This window comes from Aestuariibius sp. HNIBRBA575, assembly GCF_040932005.1.
Taxonomy (GTDB): Bacteria; Pseudomonadota; Alphaproteobacteria; order Rhodobacterales; family Rhodobacteraceae; genus CANLNM01.
The window spans coordinates 3,295,615-3,311,089 of the sequence record NZ_CP162414.1 but is presented as its reverse complement, the minus strand read 5'-3'; the positions used below and the strand labels follow the sequence as shown (position 1 = coordinate 3,311,089).

Below are 15,475 nucleotides of genomic sequence, written 5' to 3'. Positions count from 1 at the left end.
GCGACCCCTGACATTGCACGCTTAATGCGCGCGGCAAGGGTCGTGCCAAACATCATTCTGACGTAGCGACCAATTGCCAGTTTGGATCATTCGCACCCATTTTACGTGCAAATGTCCAGATATCGCGCTGGCGCTTAATCTCGGTGTCGCTGCCTTCGATCACGTCACCGGCATTATCGCGTACAATCGACGTCAATTCGCCCACAAAACGCATGCTGATTTCGCCCTCAGAGGTGACTTCGTCGAATTCAACCTCTTGGATGGCCATATCTGCCACCCCGATAAAGGTTGCCTCGATGGTGACGCCATCCTTTTCCCGTTGTTCTACAACACCAGCAAACGCGGCATAAACATCGTCGGACAAAAACGCTTTTACTGATCCCAGATCCCCGCGTTCAAACGCCATTAGGATCATTTCATAGGCCCCGCGTGCGCCCTGCATGAAATCGCTGACCCCAAAACTAGGTTCAGCTTTCTTCATGGCTGCCAACGCTTTGGCGTCATCACTGTTTTCTTCGACGTGATCTGTGATGTCGCGATCTGGGCCACCTTCGATCACTTCGAATTCACGGCGTGGATTTGGCTGCTGTTCCGCGCGTTCACGTGGTTGTTCAAAACCATCCCGCGTCCCCAGAACACTGCGCAAACGCAGGATCAAGAAGATGGCAACGCCAGCAAGGACGATAAGTTGAATAATGGGCGAATTCATGTGTTACCCTTTGGTCGGACGTGGAAATCTGTCATTCACATTACTATGTAGGTGAGGGGGTGGGCCAAGTCCACCTTCGACACCCAGCAAGTGAGGTTCACATATGTGGCTTTTAGGTTTGTTTATCGCGATCCCGCTGATTGAAATCGCCCTATTCATTCAAGTTGGCGGTGCAATTGGGTTATGGCCCACCTTATTAATCGTGGTTTTGACGGCTTTTTTGGGGTCCCATTTGGTGCGCAGTCAGGGAGCGGCCGAAATGACGCGCCTTCGCAGCAGTTTTTCGCAACTGAATGATCCTACGGAACCTTTGGCGCATGGGGCGATGATCCTGTTTTCGGGCGCGTTGTTGCTGACACCGGGGTTTTTCACAGATATCGTTGGGTTTTCTTTGTTGGTGCCCGGTGTACGGTCCCGTGTATTTCAATGGCTTAAGTCCAAAGTGAACGTTCAGAGTTTCACAATGGGTCAACCGCCAAATACCGGACCAAATCGCCCCCAACATCCTGATGATCACGTCATTGACGGCGAATTTACCGAAGTTGACCCCAACAATCGCGCCACACATTCCCCCTCGGGCTGGACTCGGCATTGAGGCCCTGCCACGAGGCTGCTAGGAATAGCGCAAATTATTCAACTGGAGCATTCCTAGATGACCGACACACCGGAAACAGGCGCGACTGAAGCTCAGCAGCCTTTGCAAATTTCGCAACGCGTTTTGGCACAATATGTGCGCGACATGTCGTTTGAAAATATCATGGCCCAAAAAGGCGTGAGCGGCGAAGTGCAGCCTGAAATTCAGGTCGGCGTGAACCTGGACGCCAAAAAACGCGGCACAGATGACGAACAATACGAAGTCATCACCAAGCTGAACATCACATCCAAAACCAAGGACAAAGGCGATCCGCTGTTTATCCTTGAGTTGGAATATGCCGGCGTTTTCAAAATCGAAGGCGTTCCCGCACCGCAATTGCACGCCTATCTGTTGATCGAATGCCCACGCATTACGTTCCCATTCGTGCGCCGCATCGTTTCAGACGTGACCCGCGACGGTGGTTTCCCGCCGCTGAACCTTGAAACTATTGATTTTGTTGCGCTGTATCGCAACGAAATCGCGCGCCGTGCACAGGCCCAAGCTGAGGCAAACGGCAAAGCCGACGCCTAAGCTCACTTCTTCCAAAGCGCGTCGTCGCCCAATTTGTCAACAAAGGCAGTATGGGCGGCGATTTCGTCCTCGGTCAGACGTGGCGGCAACGCCGTTTCACGGGGCTTGGGACGCCAATCATCAGATTGCAGACCGCTTTTCTTTGCCGTGCCTGAATTGGACAGCGCAAAGTCAGGCTGACGCCCCCCGATCAGTTCCAGATACACTTCGGCCAGGATTTCACTATCCAACAACGCGCCGTGCAAGGTACGTGACGAATTATCGATCCCAAACCGGCGGCACAAAGCATCCAGCGATGCAGGGGAGCCAGGAAAACGACGTCGCGCAATCGCCAATGTGTCTAACGCCTGATCCACCGGCAAAGGTGGACGATTAAGCCAACGCAGCTCTGCGTTTAGAAACTTCATGTCAAAGGACGCGTTATGGATCACCATCAGATCCGTCCCGACAAAATCGATAAAGTCCTGCGCAATTTTGGCAAAAACTGGTTTGTCCGCCAGAAATTCATCGCCCAGCCCATGCACATCAAACGCCTCTTTGGGCATGGATCGCTCTGGATTGATATATTGATGATAGGTCCGACCCGTTGGCACATGGTTCAGCAATTCCACAGCACCAATTTCGACAATACGATCGCCGTCCTCGGGCTCAAACCCGGTGGTTTCAGTATCAAGCACGATTTCACGCATGGATATGGTTCCTTCGGATATCTGCAATCAAATCCGTAACAGATTGCCGTGTCTGTTCCAGATCAATGGTTTCGATTACAAAATCTGCCTTGGCTCTTTTGTCTGTGTCAGGAACCTGTCGGGCCAGAATAGTGTCAAATTGGGCCTCTGTCATACCCGCGCGTGCCAAGACACGGTTTTTCTGTAACTCCGCCGGGGCGGAAACAACCAAAATACCAGAAAACTGACTTTCGGAATTTGTTTCAAACAACAGCGGAATGTCCAATACAACAATATCCGAAGTTGCTTGGTCAATGAAATCAGCACGGTCCGCTGCAACAAGGGGGTGCACAATTTTTTCAATCTGGCTAAGCGCCGTGTTGTCCTGTGCAATGATCTGTTTCAGCCTTTCCCGCGACACTGTCCCTGCCTCAATTGCCGACGGAAACGTTGCGCGGATCGGTGAAACAGCGGCGCCACCTTTTGCATATAGCCGGTGCACAGCCGCATCTGCGTCCCAGACATCCAGCCCAGCATCGCGAAACATCTGCGCGGTCGTGGACTTACCCATCCCGATGGATCCAGTTAATCCCAATAGGTACGGATTCATAGAATTGCCGCGCGTGTCTCAACATCAACAACGGGTCTGATGCCGAACCACCGTTCAAATGCCGGAACGGCCTGATGCAGCAACATCCCTAACCCATCCACCGTGACGCATCCCGCCTGTTCAGCGGTTTTTAACAAATGGGTTTGTATTGGCGTGTACACCAGATCAGTCACAACAGACCCACGTTGAAGCCCATCCAGCGGAACCCGCAATTCTGGCTGACCTTCCATGCCCAGTGATGTGGTGTTGATCAAAGTCGCCGCGTCCTCGATCGCATTTCCGGCCTGCACCCAATCGATTACCCGTACTTTAGACCCAAACTCGGCCTGCAACCCTTCGGCTTTAGGGCGGGTGCGATTGGTCAGCAAAATCTCTTTGGCTCCGACTTCGATCAGGGATGAAATCACCGCCCGCGCAGCACCGCCTGCGCCCAAAACAGTCACTGGCCCAGTATCTGCACGCCAACCCGGCGCGCCCTGTTTTAGATTGGAAATAAACCCATAACCGTCTGTATTATCAGCATGAATTTTTCCATCCTTGCGGAAAATCAACGTGTTGGCAGCCCCGATAAGCGTCGCGCGATCTGTGACCAAATCCGCAATCTGCAAAACCGACACTTTGTGTGGAATGGTGATGTTCACACCCACAAAACCTGCCTTTGGAAGGGTGCGAATAACCTGTTCCAAATCTGCCTCTTTGACATCCATAGGGATATAGTCGCCGGGCAGGCCGTGTTTTTTAAGCCAGTGTTTGTGCAAACGCGGGCTCTTGGAATGTGCAATCGGGTGGCCGATCACACCAGCCAGAGGAATGATATGTTGGGTCATTTGGGCAGTATTCCGCGAAGTGTTAGGTATGACAAGAACTCTAGTAACGGCAGTCCAAGGACATTGAAATAGTCGCCCTCAACACGTGAAAACAGGCGCACGCCTTCTTCTTCGAGTTTGTAACAGCCCACAGCGTGTCGAATGCTGTCCCAGTTTCTGTCCAAATAATCGTCCAAATATGCGTCCGAAAAGGGTCGCATAGTCAACCGAACCTGACCCACATGCCGCCAAATGGGTTTGTTTTCATGATACAGAACGGCCGCGGACAACAACTGATGTTGTTTTCCACGCAGCTGTTGCAACTGCTGTCGTGCGTCATTTTTGTCTGCTGGTTTGGCAAAACAGTTTTGTTGAAAGGCCAAAATCTGATCGCAGCCCAACACAAAGGAATTTGGGTGCGCTTCAGCGGCCCGTGCGGCTTTCATTTCTGCCAGTGCATCCGCTATGTCCCGCGGTGACGCTTCTTCTGCTTGTAAGGAAGCTCGAATCGATTCTTCGTCGATTTTTTTGGCCAAAACGTCGAAAGAAACACCCGCATTTCGGAGCAAAGTTGCCCGTATTTGCGAATTTGACGCAAGAATTATGTGGTTATTCATGTGGATAAACCAGCGTAAAATTGGTGGGAGAGGTCAGGATGAAACTGGTTAAAATGTGGTTACTAAAACCGCATGTGGAAAGAGGGCGTTGTTTCAGAAATTTTGTCACCATTTTTCCACCGTGGATAAGGATAAGTTCCGCTTGTGGATCAGTATGACGTTTCCGGGGATGTGTCACCAGCGCTACGCTGGCTGTGCCGTCTTATTTGTAAAGGAATTATTAAACTGAGAGAGTGATCTGCCACGTTCGAAAGCAACCACATCACCACAGGATAAGGCTGTGGGAAACTCCTGAAACCCAACTTATCCACCTTACTAACATCATCATCATCTCTTCTATTCTTTAATTTATTATTGATAACACGCAGCGCTTTGTTCCTTTTTTCTCAGAATTGACTCAGACGAACAGACCTCATATGAGGTTATTCAACGGTGCCCGTCCGGGAACACCACTTTCACTTGAATGCTAAAAAAAACGGCCCTGGCCGTATAGGAATTATTGCATGTCCACCGATCGTCTAAATCTCGCCGAGCTCAAAGCAAACAGTCCTAAGGATTTGTTATCAATGGCAGAAAGCCTTGAGATCGAAAACGCGTCTACGATGCGTAAGGGCGAAATGATGTTCTCGATTTTGAAGGAACGCGCCGAAGATGAATGGGTAATCGGTGGCGACGGCGTACTAGAGGTTCTGCAGGATGGCTTTGGCTTTTTAAGATCCACCGCGGCGAACTATCTCGCTGGGCCGGACGATATTTATGTGTCACCAGAAATGATCCGCAAATTTGCATTGCGTACAGGTGATACCGTCGAAGGCGTGATCAAAGCCCCGAGCGACAATGAGCGGTATTTTGCGCTGACATCAGTTGAAAAGATCAACTTTGAAGACCCAGAAAAAGCCCGCCATAAAGTCGCGTTTGACAACTTAACACCACTCTATCCAGACGAACGTCTGAACATGGAAATCGAAGACCCAACGATCAAAGACAGGTCTGCACGGATTATCGATTTGGTCGCGCCAATTGGGAAAGGGCAGCGTTCGTTGATCGTTGCGCCACCTCGGACTGGTAAAACGGTTTTGCTGCAAAATATCGCGCATTCGATCGCTGCCAATCATCCAGAATGTTATCTGATTGTTTTGCTGATTGATGAACGCCCAGAAGAAGTTACAGATATGCAGCGTTCGGTGAAGGGCGAGGTTGTGTCTTCTACCTTTGATGAACCTGCATCGCGTCACGTAGCCGTTTCAGAAATGGTGATCGAAAAAGCCAAGAGATTGGTTGAGCATAAACGAGATGTTGTTATCTTGCTGGACTCAATCACAAGACTTGGTAGAGCCTTTAACACAACTGTGCCATCCTCTGGTAAGGTATTGACCGGTGGTGTTGACGCAAATGCACTGCAACGACCGAAGCGTTTCTTTGGTGCGGCGCGGAACATCGAAGAAGGTGGCTCGCTTACGATTATTGCAACAGCCTTGATTGATACGGGTAGCCGTATGGATGAGGTTATCTTTGAGGAATTCAAAGGGACGGGTAACTCTGAGATTGTTCTGGATCGCAAAGTTGCTGACAAACGCGTCTTCCCAGCGATGGATATTCTGAAATCCGGCACCCGAAAGGAAGACCTGTTGGTTGATAAGATTGATCTACAGAAAACATATGTCTTGCGTCGTATTCTGAACCCGATGGGGACCACAGATGCGATCGAATTTCTGATTTCAAAGTTGAAACAGACCAAGACGAACTCTGAATTCTTTGACTCAATGAATACCTAGATGAGTACAATTTTTGCACAAGCCACGGCACCAGGTAAGGCTGGCGTTGCGATTGTAAGAATTTCTGGGCCAAAGGCCCGAACAGCCGCGGAAAAAATGTCAGGAACGCTGCCCGAAAGTGGGCGGCGTTTATGTACAATTAGATCGCGAGATAACGAAATTCTTGATCAGGCGTTGGTTTTGACATTTCTGTCAGGCGCGAGCTTTACGGGGGAAGAAGTTGTTGAGCTGCATCTGCATGGCAGTCAGGCAATTGTTTCGGCCGTATTGCGTGAGCTAGATAATTTTCCCGAACTTTCTGCTGCTGGGCCCGGGGATTTCACGCGACGGGCGCTAGAAAATGGGTGCTTAGATCTTGCGCAGGTTGAAGGTCTAGCAGATTTGATTGATTCAGAAACTGAATCCCAACGAAAGCAGGCGCTTAGAGTTTTTTCTGGTGCGCTCGGCGAAAAGGCCGAAACTTGGCGCCGAAAGTTGATAAGAGCAGCATCTTTGATCGAGGCAACGATTGATTTTGTCGATGAAGATGTGCCCGTTGATGTTTTTCCTGAGGTGAAGGCATTGCTTTCAGAGGTCCAAGAAGAACTCGTCTCTGAAAGTTCAGGAACTAAGATTGCTGAACGTATTCGTGATGGCTTTGAGGTTGCGATTTTGGGCGCCCCGAATGTCGGAAAATCAACGTTACTGAACGCATTGGCAGGGCGAGAAGCGGCGATAACATCAGATATCGCGGGAACGACGAGAGATGTCATCGAAGTCAAAATGGATTTGAATGGCTTGGCTGTGACCTTCTTAGATACGGCTGGGTTGCGTCTGGCAGGGGATGAAATTGAAAAAATTGGCATTGATCGCGCGCTCCGTCGAGCTGATCTAGCTGATCTACGCATTTATCTGTTGTTGCCCGACCAAGATATTGACTTTGAACTATCAAGTGAAGATTTGGTTGTTTGGGCGAAAAACGACGTATACGAGGCCCCAGGATTAAGTATTTCTGCTAAATCCGGCAGTGGCTTAGAAAATTTGATTTCGCAGATATCCACTATTCTTTCATCCAAGGCATCTGGGGCGGGTTTGGCTATTCGTGAACGGCATAGTAAATCAATAATTGATGCGAATATGTCTTTGTGTGAGGTTCAAGAAATGCTAAACCAAGATCATTGTTTGCCTGACATAGTTGCAGAGCTCCTCAGGCATTCTATTCGCTCAATTGATGCTATTGTTGGTCGAGTTGATGTTGAAGATCTACTAGATGAGATTTTCACGAGTTTTTGCATTGGAAAATAGAAAACACAGGAGTGTTTCACGTGAAACATTCAAAGTATGATGTTGTTGTGGTTGGCGGTGGTCACGCAGGTTGTGAAGCAGCCCTTGCTTCTGCACGGATGGGTGCACAAACCGCATTGATTACGCTTGATAGCACAAAAATTGGCGTGATGTCCTGCAATCCTGCAATCGGAGGTCTTGGCAAAGGGCATTTGGTTCGCGAAATTGACGCGCTCGATGGCGCGATGGGTCGTGTTGCAGACGTTGCTGGTATCCAATTTCGTTTACTTAACAGAAAGAAAGGCCCTGCAGTTCAGGGCCCTCGGGCGCAATCAGATAGAAAGCTGTACCTGAATGGCATGCAGCACGAAGTAAAACATGCCGAAAATTTGGATGTCATTTGCGGCGAAGTTTCTGATTTGCGTTTAGAAAACAACCGGATCAGCGGTGTGGTTCTGTCAGATCAAGTTGCTGTCGAAGCCAAGTCGGTCATTTTAACTACCGGAACGTTTTTAAATGGGTTGGTACACATCGGTCCGGAAAAAATTCGCGCTGGTAGAATGGGGGAAAATCCTTCCGTTGCTCTGGCTGACAGATTGTACGATCTCAAACTACCGATGGGGCGCTTGAAAACGGGAACGCCACCTAGACTAGACGGAAAAACAATTCGGTGGGATGTGCTAGAGGCTCAAGCTGGTGACGAAGTTCCGACAATGTTTTCGTTTTACAACAAATCTCCTCAGGCGAGGCAGGTTGTATGCGGGATTACTCATACTAATTCGCAAACACATGATATTATTCGGGAAAACCTCGAAAAGTCAGCGATGTATGGCGGGCACATTGATGGCGTAGGACCGCGATATTGCCCATCGATTGAAGATAAGATTGTCAGATTTTCTGACAAAAACTCGCATCAGGTATTTCTGGAACCCGAAGGACTGAACGATACCACTGTTTACCCCAATGGAATTTCGACTTCACTACCCGTTGATGTGCAGGATCAATATGTTCGCTCAATTTTTGGCCTAGAGAACGCGAAAATTCTACAGCCAGGTTACGCCATCGAATATGACTATGTAGATCCGCGTGCTCTCTCTCAGTCGCTTGAGTTAAAAGAAATTCCGGGCCTGTACCTTGCTGGGCAAATTAATGGTACAACTGGATACGAAGAAGCGGCTGCACAGGGCTTGGTTGCCGGATTGAACGCGGCGTCAGCTTCTAGAGGCTCAGATCGCATTCTGTTTAGCCGAACAACGTCATATATCGGCGTCATGCTTGATGACCTTATTACGCGTGGGGTGACAGAGCCTTACCGGATGTTTACCTCGCGCGCTGAGTTTCGTCTTTCGTTGCGGGCTGACAATGCTGATCAGCGTCTTACAGAGTTTGGTAGAAATGTTGGATGTGTTTCGGATAAACGCTGGGCTTTGTATTCAAGTAAGGCAGAAAGCTTGTCCTCTGCAAAGCAAGTATTGAGCCAGATTGTTGTTACATCCCGGCAACTTGCGGCAGGGGGGGCTAAACTAAATCCTGATGGGCCCAAAAAAACCGGGAACCAAGCGCTCGCGCTGAGTGATGTTGAGGTGTCTGATATTGTGAAGTATGCCCCGCGGCTATCTGATTTTGACAATGATGTTTTGTTGCAAGTTAAACGTGATGCGCTCTATGCACATTATATAGAGCGGCAAGCAAAGGACATTGGACTGTTAAAGTCTGAAGAGGGGCAAAAAATTCCAGCTGATCTTCAGTATGCACTGATCCCGGGTTTGTCTAATGAGCTTGCTGGAAAGCTTCAATTTACACGCCCAGAGACCATTGCGCATGCGTCTAAGGTAGAAGGTATGACGCCGGCTGCGCTTTTGTTGTTACTGTCTGCGATTAAAAAAGCGTCGATGCGAGGATCCGCATGAACCGAGAAGTTGGATTGAGTGTTTCACGTGAAACAATCGAAAAACTCGAATTATTTCAGGCGTTACTCCTAAAGTGGACGAAAAAGATAAATCTAATATCCCCCTCAACGGTTGAGGAATCGTGGAGCAGACACATCGTCGATTCAGCGCAAATTTGGCAGGTTGCGCCGAAAAATGCGAAAAAGTGGCTAGATTTAGGAAGTGGTGGAGGTTTGCCCGGTGTTGTCCTACACATCATATCGCAAGAATTGAGACCGGATTTACAGGTAACGCTTGTTGAATCAGATCAGCGCAAATCAGCATTTCTGCGAACAGCCAAACGTGAACTCGGAAATTCAGCAAGCTTAGAAATTATTTCTGAACGGATCGAGAATATTTTTGATCTTAAGTATGATATTGTATCGGCACGTGCATTGGCGGATTTACCAACGCTAATTGGATATGCACATAGATTTTTAATTGAGGATGGGCTGGCAATCTTTCCAAAAGGTCGCAACGCAGATGTAGAGCTCGAGCAGGCCAAGACAAAGTGGCGGTTTCAATCAACAATTATTCCAAGTAAAACCGACCCTGAGGCGAAAATACTGAGTTTGAAAGGGATTAGGCGTGCCTGATATTATGCGAAGTTCTGAACCCAAAATTATGGCAGTGGTGAACCAAAAAGGTGGCGTTGGTAAAACGACAACAGCGATTAATCTCGCAGCTGCTCTCGCTCATTTTGAAAAGAAAGTGCTTCTGGTTGACTTAGATCCTCAAGGAAATGCTTCAACCGGTTTGGGTATCGAAGCCGATCAAAGGGAATACTCTGTTTACGATTTGCTCATGTCTGATGAAGCGCTGCAGAATGTTGTTCAAGAGACTGAAATTGAGGGACTTTCCCTAATCCCGGCCACGACTGACCTAAGCTCAGCTGATATAGAGTTGATGTCAAACGAAAAACGATCGCACCTATTGCATGATGCATTGCGGCAACCATCGATTGATCTTTATGAGTTCGACTATATCTTGATCGATTGCCCGCCTTCTTTGAATCTTTTGACCGTTAACGCGTTGATTGCAAGTCATTCGGTAATTGTGCCTCTCCAAAGCGAATTCTTTGCACTAGAGGGTTTGTCGCAGCTGATGTTAACAGTTAGAGAGGTCCGGCAAACGGCAAACCCGTCCCTTCGTATAGAAGGGGTAGTGTTAACGATGTACGACAAGCGCAACAATCTAAGTCAACAAGTGCAAGAAGATGCGCGTGAAAACCTAGGAAGCTTGGTGTTCAAAACCTTGATACCTCGCAACGTAAGACTTAGCGAAGCCCCTTCATTTGCTATGTCTGCTCTTGATTACGACCCAACTTCTGCTGGTAGTAAGGCATATTTGTCGCTAGCTCAGGAAGTTTTGGCAGCCAGACCCAGTTGAGGAGTGAAAGATGTCCAAAAAAGATAGAAATCGTGGTTTGGGCCGAGGATTGTCGGCGCTTATGGCGGATGTCGATGCGTTCCAAGAGCCTAACAAAGAGGGAAATCGTGCGGCTGAGCGCATTCTTCCGATTGAGAAGTTGGAACCGAACCCGGATCAACCGAGGCGTAGCTTTAACCAGGATGCGCTGACAGAGCTGTCTGCGTCTATTAAAGAAAAGGGGATCATTCAGCCCCTGATTGTTCGCAATTCACCACGGATAGATGGCAACTTTGAAATCGTTGCGGGTGAACGCCGCTGGCGGGCGTCACAGATGGCGCAATTGCACGAAGTTCCGGTTATCGTGCGAGATTTCAATGATACCGAAGTTTTAGAAGTTGCGATCATAGAGAACATTCAGCGGGCCGACCTGAACGCCGTGGATGAAGCCGCTGGCTATCGTCAACTTATGGACCGGTTCGGACACACCCAGGAACAGCTTGCCACTGCATTGGGCAAAAGTCGCAGCCATATTGCCAATCTCATGCGTCTGTTATCTTTACCAGATCCGGTACAGGACCTTTTGGTCGAAGGAAAGTTAACCGCAGGGCATGCCAGAACACTGGTGGGCCAAGAGAATGCGGTTGAGATAGCGCAAAAAATCGTTTCAGAAGGGCTATCAGTGCGCGACGCGGAAAAGCTCGCGAAGGCGACACAAGCGCCAAAGGTAAAAACTGTTCGGGGTAATACGACCAAAGACGCAGATACTATTCAGTTGGAAAGAGAGCTTGCTGCGAATTTGGGTGTCAAAGTTGCGATTAACCACGACGCTGGCAAAGAATCCGGTAAGTTAACTCTCTCCTACGCCAATCTTGAGCAGCTGGACGATCTTCTACGTCAGCTGTCTGGTGGGTAATTACAATATTTGACGCAAGATAGCATTTAGCAGAGGCTTACCAGCCTCTGTTGTGCGAACTCTGTTGTCTTTAATCTCTATCAGCCCATGATCTATTGGCTCGGCCCAGTTGATATCGGATAGCCCGGCAGACAGTTCTGACAGACGAGACAAATCAACGCCATCTGTTACCCGCAGTCCCATTAGCAGAAACTCGGATCTTCGGGCCTCAGCGGAAATTTCCTCAACGGTTTCGTGTGCTACACATCCGTTTTGCGCTGACGCCAGCCAGTCGTTTGGCATGCGCGTTGCTTCTGTCCCTATCCGACGTCCATCCAGTGTTAATCGACCATGCGCCCCGGGTCCGACACCTACATAGTCACCGCCTGTCCAGTAGATCATGTTGTGACGTGATTCAGAGCCGATTTGCGCATAGTTAGAGACTTCATAGGATTGCAAACCATTCTCAGCACACAGCAGGTTGGTGAGTTCATACATATCAGCGCCAAGGTCTTCGTTAGGTAAGCCAAGCAATTTGCCTGCTGCAAAACGCGCTCCAAAGGCAGTGCCATCTTCTATGGTCAGTTGATAAAGTGAAAGGTGATCAGGTCGATAGCCTAATGCCTGTTTTAGTTCATGTTTCCAATCACTTAGAGACTGATCTTGACGTCCGTAAATCAAATCAAAGCTTACGCGGTTAAACTGTGCTCTTGATATTTCTAGGGCGTTCAACGCCTCTTCGTGTGTGTGAAGACGCCCCAATTTGGTTAAATCGGTGTTATTTAGTGCCTGAACGCCCAAAGAGACCCTGTTTATGCCCGCATCAGCGAAATCCGCGAACTTGTTTGCTTCGACAGAGCTTGGATTTGCCTCTAGCGTAATTTCAATGTCATTGGCCCAGGACCAGTGTTTTTGACTTTCATCCAAAATGGCCCTGACAGTCCCTGGTTCCATCAGACTTGGTGTGCCGCCGCCAAAAAATATGGATCTCAGAACCCGCCCTTTGGTTAACGCACCGGTTCGCCTAATCTCAGAGACAAAAGCCGCGCGCCAATCAGCGTGCTCAACTGTGTTGCTTACATGCGAATTAAAGTCACAATAGGGGCATTTGCTCTGACAAAAAGGCCAATGAACATAGAGCCCAAACCCGCCATGTTGCCAATCTTCAAGCAAAGCAGCCTGCAATCAATTTGTTAAACGCATCGGCGCGGTGACTGATACGGTTTTTTTCTGCGGGGTCCATTTCAGCAAATGTGATGTCATATCCATTTGGTTGAAACACCGGGTCGTAGCCGTGGCCAACAGTTCCGCGCATGGGCCACACGACCTGACCTTCGACTTTGCCTTCAAATATTTCTTCGTGGCCATCAGGCCAGACCAAAACCAAAGTCGAACAAAACCTTGCCGTGCGGGGCAGGGGCGCATTGACGGCCTCTAGCTCTGAATGGGTGCGTTTCATCGCCATGACAAAGTCACGACCATTGGGGGTTTCTGCCCAATCCGCTGTGTAAACGCCGGGTGCGCCACCCAATGCGTCGACCTGAATGCCGCTGTCATCCGCCAAAGCAGGCAGTCCGGTTGCTTTGCAGGCCGCCAGCGCCTTGATCCGGGCATTGCCGATAAAGGTGGTTTCGGTTTCCTCAGGCTCGGGGAGCTGATGATCCGCATTGGACGAAAGCGAAATGGAATAAGGAGCGAATAACGCCTGCATTTCTTCCATTTTGCCGCGATTATGCGTCGCAATCAAAAGCTGATCCCCGAGAAATTTACGCATTAGCTTGTTGCCTCAATCTGCAGTTTTGCCAATTCGGCCACGCCTTTGTTAGCCAGATCCATCAGGCGGTTCATTTCATCACGTGAGAATGTCGCACCTTCTGCGGACATCTGAACTTCGATCAGACGATCGCCTGTCATGATGAAATTGCCATCCACACCCGCAACGCTATCCTCAGGGTAATCCAGATCAAGCACAGGTTGCCCGGCATAGATGCCACAGCTGATTGCAGAAACCGGTTTAACCAGCGGATCGCTGGTAACATCACCGGCTTTCATCAGCTTGTTCACGGCCAAACGCAGCGCAACCCAGCCACCCGTGATTGACGCGCAACGTGTGCCACCATCAGCCTGAATAACATCGCAATCGACAGTGATTTGACGTTCGCCCAATGCAACGCGATCTACACCCGCCCGCAGGCTGCGTCCGATCAGGCGTTGGATTTCAACTGTACGACCACCTTGTTTGCCAGCCGCCGCTTCGCGGCGCATGCGGGACGATGTTGACCGTGGCAGCATCCCGTATTCTGCGGTGACCCAACCCAGACCCGATCCTTTGATGAACGGCGGAACCCGATCTTCAAGTGTGGCGGTACACAGCACATGTGTGTCGCCCATTTTGATCAGGCAAGAGCCCTCAGCGTGTTTCGTAACCCCTGTTTCAATCGAAACAGAACGCATTTCATCAATTTGACGGCGGGAAGGGCGCATGGAGATATCCTTTTTACGTTTGTTGCCGCAATATCGCGCCTCACTTTGAATTCCAAGCAACATTGACCTCAAACCGAAGCGGGTTTTAATGGGGCCACTGTGACAAAGGACATGTTGATGAATGATGCTGGCCGTCTGATGGAGGAAATGAATGATCGTTCGCGCGAAGTTTTTCGCCGTGTGGTCGAGGGTTACCTGCAAACGGGCGGGCCGATGGGGTCACGCACATTAACACGTTCCATGTCAGAAAAGGTCAGCGCCGCGACGATTAGAAACGTGATGCAGGATCTGGAATTTCTGGGATTGCTGGATTCCCCCCATGTCAGTGCGGGTCGTATTCCGACGCAACAGGGGCTGCGGCTGTTTGTTGACGGTTTGCTAGAGGTTGGTGATCTGGGCGGCGAGGACCGCCAGAAAATTGATGACACGATGGCGGATAATAGCTCTGACATTGGCGCTGTTTTGGATCGGGTTGGGTCTGCGTTGTCTGGGATGACTCAGGGTGCCTCGCTGGTGTTAACCCCCAAACACGAAGCCGAAATTCGCCATGTTGAATTTGTGTCGCTTTCACCGGACCGGGCCTTGGTGGTGTTGGTGTTCACGGATGGTCACGTGGAAAATCGGGTGTTCACCCCGCCGCCGGGCCAAACCCCATCGTCCATGCGTGAGGCGGCGAATTTCCTGAATTCACTGGTAGAGGGCCGCACATTAAGCGAGCTGAGCGCCAATATCGGCACAGAAATCGCGTCACGCCGCCAAGAGATCGACACGCTGGCCGCCAATCTGGTCGAAAGCGGCATCGCCGTCTGGGAAAACAAAGGCGAATCAACCGAACGCCTGATCGTGCGTGGGCGGGGAAACTTGCTCGCGGATCAGGCCCAAGAGGATGATCTGGATCGCATCAGAACCCTTTTTGATGACCTTGAACGCAAGCAAGATATCGCACAATTCCTTGAACTCACGGAAGAAGGCGAAGGTGTGCGCATTTTTATTGGTTCTGAGAACAAACTTTTCTCTCTTTCGGGTTCCTCTCTGGTGGTTTCTCCCTATATGAACGCTGATCGAAAGATCATCGGTGCTGTGGGGGTTATTGGCCCCACTCGTCTGAACTATGGGCGGATTGTTCCCATTGTGGACTACACGGCGCAGTTGGTTGGCAAACTAATTTCGGACCGCGCCTGAAGGAA

Annotated in this window: 17 protein-coding genes; 9 read left to right on the top strand and 8 right to left on the bottom strand. The window is 49.7% G+C overall.

Going from position 1 to position 15,475, the window contains the following annotated elements; translation table 11 throughout:
• Positions 1 to 52: 52 nt before the first annotated feature.
• Positions 53 to 709, bottom strand: coding sequence for a Tim44/TimA family putative adaptor protein (locus tag AB1F12_RS16675; RefSeq protein ID WP_368185582.1), 657 nt, complete (start codon positions 707 to 709; stop codon positions 53 to 55).
• A 103-nt stretch (positions 710 to 812) separates the two neighbouring features.
• Here AB1F12_RS16675 and AB1F12_RS16670 point away from each other — a divergent pair, with 103 nt between their 5' ends.
• Both AB1F12_RS16670 and secB read left to right on the top strand, forming a co-directional pair.
• Entirely contained in the window at positions 813 to 1,304 is a 492-nt protein-coding gene (locus AB1F12_RS16670; RefSeq protein ID WP_368185580.1) for an FxsA family protein, read from the top strand.
• Positions 1,305 to 1,361: 57 nt separating this feature from the next.
• Entirely contained in the window at positions 1,362 to 1,874 is a 513-nt protein-coding gene (gene secB / locus AB1F12_RS16665; protein WP_368185577.1) for a protein-export chaperone SecB, read from the top strand.
• 2 nt (positions 1,875 to 1,876) lie between these two features.
• On the opposite strand, the gene dnaQ is transcribed toward secB, so the two are convergent.
• From dnaQ to AB1F12_RS16645, 4 genes are read right to left on the bottom strand one after another with little or no spacing between them, the layout of a single operon-like run.
• Positions 1,877 to 2,563, bottom strand: a complete 687-nt coding sequence (gene dnaQ, locus AB1F12_RS16660) for a DNA polymerase III subunit epsilon (protein ID WP_368185575.1) — start codon at positions 2,561 to 2,563, stop codon at positions 1,877 to 1,879.
• The gene (coaE, locus tag AB1F12_RS16655; protein ID WP_368185574.1) at positions 2,556 to 3,113 is read right to left on the bottom strand and encodes a dephospho-CoA kinase; all 558 of its coding nucleotides are present in this window, start codon (positions 3,111 to 3,113) and stop codon (positions 2,556 to 2,558) included. Before coaE ends, dnaQ begins: the two co-directional genes overlap by 8 nt.
• Positions 3,114 to 3,148: 35 nt before the next feature.
• Entirely contained in the window at positions 3,149 to 3,979 is an 831-nt protein-coding gene (locus AB1F12_RS16650) for a shikimate dehydrogenase (RefSeq protein WP_368185573.1), read from the bottom strand.
• Positions 3,976 to 4,575, bottom strand: a complete 600-nt coding sequence (locus AB1F12_RS16645) for a nucleoside triphosphate pyrophosphatase (RefSeq protein WP_368185572.1) — start codon at positions 4,573 to 4,575, stop codon at positions 3,976 to 3,978. Before AB1F12_RS16645 ends, AB1F12_RS16650 begins: the two co-directional genes overlap by 4 nt.
• Positions 4,576 to 5,078: 503 nt before the next feature.
• Here AB1F12_RS16645 and rho point away from each other — a divergent pair.
• Genes rho through AB1F12_RS16615 form a run of 6 tightly spaced genes read left to right on the top strand, consistent with a single transcriptional unit; the run spans position 5,079 to position 11,825 of the window.
• Positions 5,079 to 6,350 carry a transcription termination factor Rho gene (rho, locus tag AB1F12_RS16640; protein WP_368185571.1) on the top strand — a complete coding sequence of 424 codons (1,272 nt, stop codon included), beginning with the start codon at positions 5,079 to 5,081 and terminating at the stop codon, positions 6,348 to 6,350.
• Positions 6,351 to 7,634 carry a tRNA uridine-5-carboxymethylaminomethyl(34) synthesis GTPase MnmE gene (gene mnmE, locus AB1F12_RS16635; RefSeq protein WP_368185570.1) on the top strand — a complete coding sequence of 428 codons (1,284 nt, stop codon included), beginning with the start codon at positions 6,351 to 6,353 and terminating at the stop codon, positions 7,632 to 7,634.
• Positions 7,635 to 7,654: 20 nt separating this feature from the next.
• Positions 7,655 to 9,523 carry a tRNA uridine-5-carboxymethylaminomethyl(34) synthesis enzyme MnmG gene (gene mnmG / locus AB1F12_RS16630; protein WP_368185568.1) on the top strand — a complete coding sequence of 623 codons (1,869 nt, stop codon included), beginning with the start codon at positions 7,655 to 7,657 and terminating at the stop codon, positions 9,521 to 9,523.
• Positions 9,520 to 10,137, top strand: a complete 618-nt coding sequence (gene rsmG, locus AB1F12_RS16625; RefSeq protein ID WP_368185567.1) for a 16S rRNA (guanine(527)-N(7))-methyltransferase RsmG — start codon at positions 9,520 to 9,522, stop codon at positions 10,135 to 10,137. The genes mnmG and rsmG overlap by 4 nt, the downstream gene beginning before the upstream one ends.
• Before the next feature lie 4 nt (positions 10,138 to 10,141).
• A complete protein-coding gene (locus AB1F12_RS16620) occupies positions 10,142 to 10,930 on the top strand; it encodes a ParA family protein (RefSeq protein ID WP_368188400.1) in 789 nt (262 codons plus the stop codon).
• 10 nt (positions 10,931 to 10,940) lie between these two features.
• A complete protein-coding gene (locus tag AB1F12_RS16615; protein WP_368185565.1) occupies positions 10,941 to 11,825 on the top strand; it encodes a ParB/RepB/Spo0J family partition protein in 885 nt (294 codons plus the stop codon).
• Here the strand turns inward: AB1F12_RS16615 and hemW are convergent, their stop codons facing one another.
• The 3 genes from hemW to rph are packed head-to-tail and all read right to left on the bottom strand — an operon-like array spanning position 11,826 to position 14,288.
• Positions 11,826 to 12,977, bottom strand: a complete 1,152-nt coding sequence (gene hemW / locus AB1F12_RS16610) for a radical SAM family heme chaperone HemW (RefSeq protein WP_368185564.1) — start codon at positions 12,975 to 12,977, stop codon at positions 11,826 to 11,828.
• A complete protein-coding gene (gene rdgB / locus AB1F12_RS16605; protein WP_368185563.1) occupies positions 12,970 to 13,578 on the bottom strand; it encodes an RdgB/HAM1 family non-canonical purine NTP pyrophosphatase in 609 nt (202 codons plus the stop codon). Before rdgB ends, hemW begins: the two co-directional genes overlap by 8 nt.
• A complete protein-coding gene (gene rph, locus AB1F12_RS16600) occupies positions 13,578 to 14,288 on the bottom strand; it encodes a ribonuclease PH (RefSeq protein ID WP_368185562.1) in 711 nt (236 codons plus the stop codon). Before rph ends, rdgB begins: the two co-directional genes overlap by 1 nt.
• Before the next feature lie 117 nt (positions 14,289 to 14,405).
• On the opposite strand from rph, the gene hrcA reads away from it, so the two are divergent.
• Positions 14,406 to 15,470 (top strand): heat-inducible transcriptional repressor HrcA, encoded by a 1,065-nt coding sequence (hrcA, locus tag AB1F12_RS16595; RefSeq protein ID WP_368185559.1) that lies wholly within the window; start codon positions 14,406 to 14,408, stop codon positions 15,468 to 15,470.
• The last annotated feature ends 5 nt before the right edge of the window (positions 15,471 to 15,475 follow it).

What these genes read in the sequence shown, in the direction of transcription:
- AB1F12_RS16675 (WP_368185582.1), bottom strand. Translation starts at nt 709, where the DNA reads ATGAATTCGCCCATTATTCAACTTATCGTCCTTGCTGGCGTTGCCATC.
- AB1F12_RS16650 (WP_368185573.1), bottom strand. Translation starts at nt 3,979, where the DNA reads ATGACCCAACATATCATTCCTCTGGCTGGTGTGATCGGCCACCCGATT.
- coaE (WP_368185574.1), bottom strand. Translation starts at nt 3,113, where the DNA reads ATGGGTAAGTCCACGACCGCGCAGATGTTTCGCGATGCTGGGCTGGAT.
- AB1F12_RS16645 (WP_368185572.1), bottom strand. Translation starts at nt 4,575, where the DNA reads ATGAATAACCACATAATTCTTGCGTCAAATTCGCAAATACGGGCAACT.
- AB1F12_RS16615 (WP_368185565.1), top strand. Translation starts at nt 10,941, where the DNA reads ATGTCCAAAAAAGATAGAAATCGTGGTTTGGGCCGAGGATTGTCGGCG.
- hrcA (WP_368185559.1), top strand. Translation starts at nt 14,406, where the DNA reads ATGAATGATGCTGGCCGTCTGATGGAGGAAATGAATGATCGTTCGCGC.
- rho (WP_368185571.1), top strand. Translation starts at nt 5,079, where the DNA reads ATGTCCACCGATCGTCTAAATCTCGCCGAGCTCAAAGCAAACAGTCCT.
- AB1F12_RS16620 (WP_368188400.1), top strand. Translation starts at nt 10,142, where the DNA reads ATGCGAAGTTCTGAACCCAAAATTATGGCAGTGGTGAACCAAAAAGGT.
- secB (WP_368185577.1), top strand. Translation starts at nt 1,362, where the DNA reads ATGACCGACACACCGGAAACAGGCGCGACTGAAGCTCAGCAGCCTTTG.
- rsmG (WP_368185567.1), top strand. Translation starts at nt 9,520, where the DNA reads ATGAACCGAGAAGTTGGATTGAGTGTTTCACGTGAAACAATCGAAAAA.
- dnaQ (WP_368185575.1), bottom strand. Translation starts at nt 2,563, where the DNA reads ATGCGTGAAATCGTGCTTGATACTGAAACCACCGGGTTTGAGCCCGAG.
- rdgB (WP_368185563.1), bottom strand. Translation starts at nt 13,578, where the DNA reads ATGCGTAAATTTCTCGGGGATCAGCTTTTGATTGCGACGCATAATCGC.
- AB1F12_RS16670 (WP_368185580.1), top strand. Translation starts at nt 813, where the DNA reads ATGTGGCTTTTAGGTTTGTTTATCGCGATCCCGCTGATTGAAATCGCC.
- rph (WP_368185562.1), bottom strand. Translation starts at nt 14,288, where the DNA reads ATGCGCCCTTCCCGCCGTCAAATTGATGAAATGCGTTCTGTTTCGATT.
- mnmE (WP_368185570.1), top strand. Translation starts at nt 6,351, where the DNA reads ATGAGTACAATTTTTGCACAAGCCACGGCACCAGGTAAGGCTGGCGTT.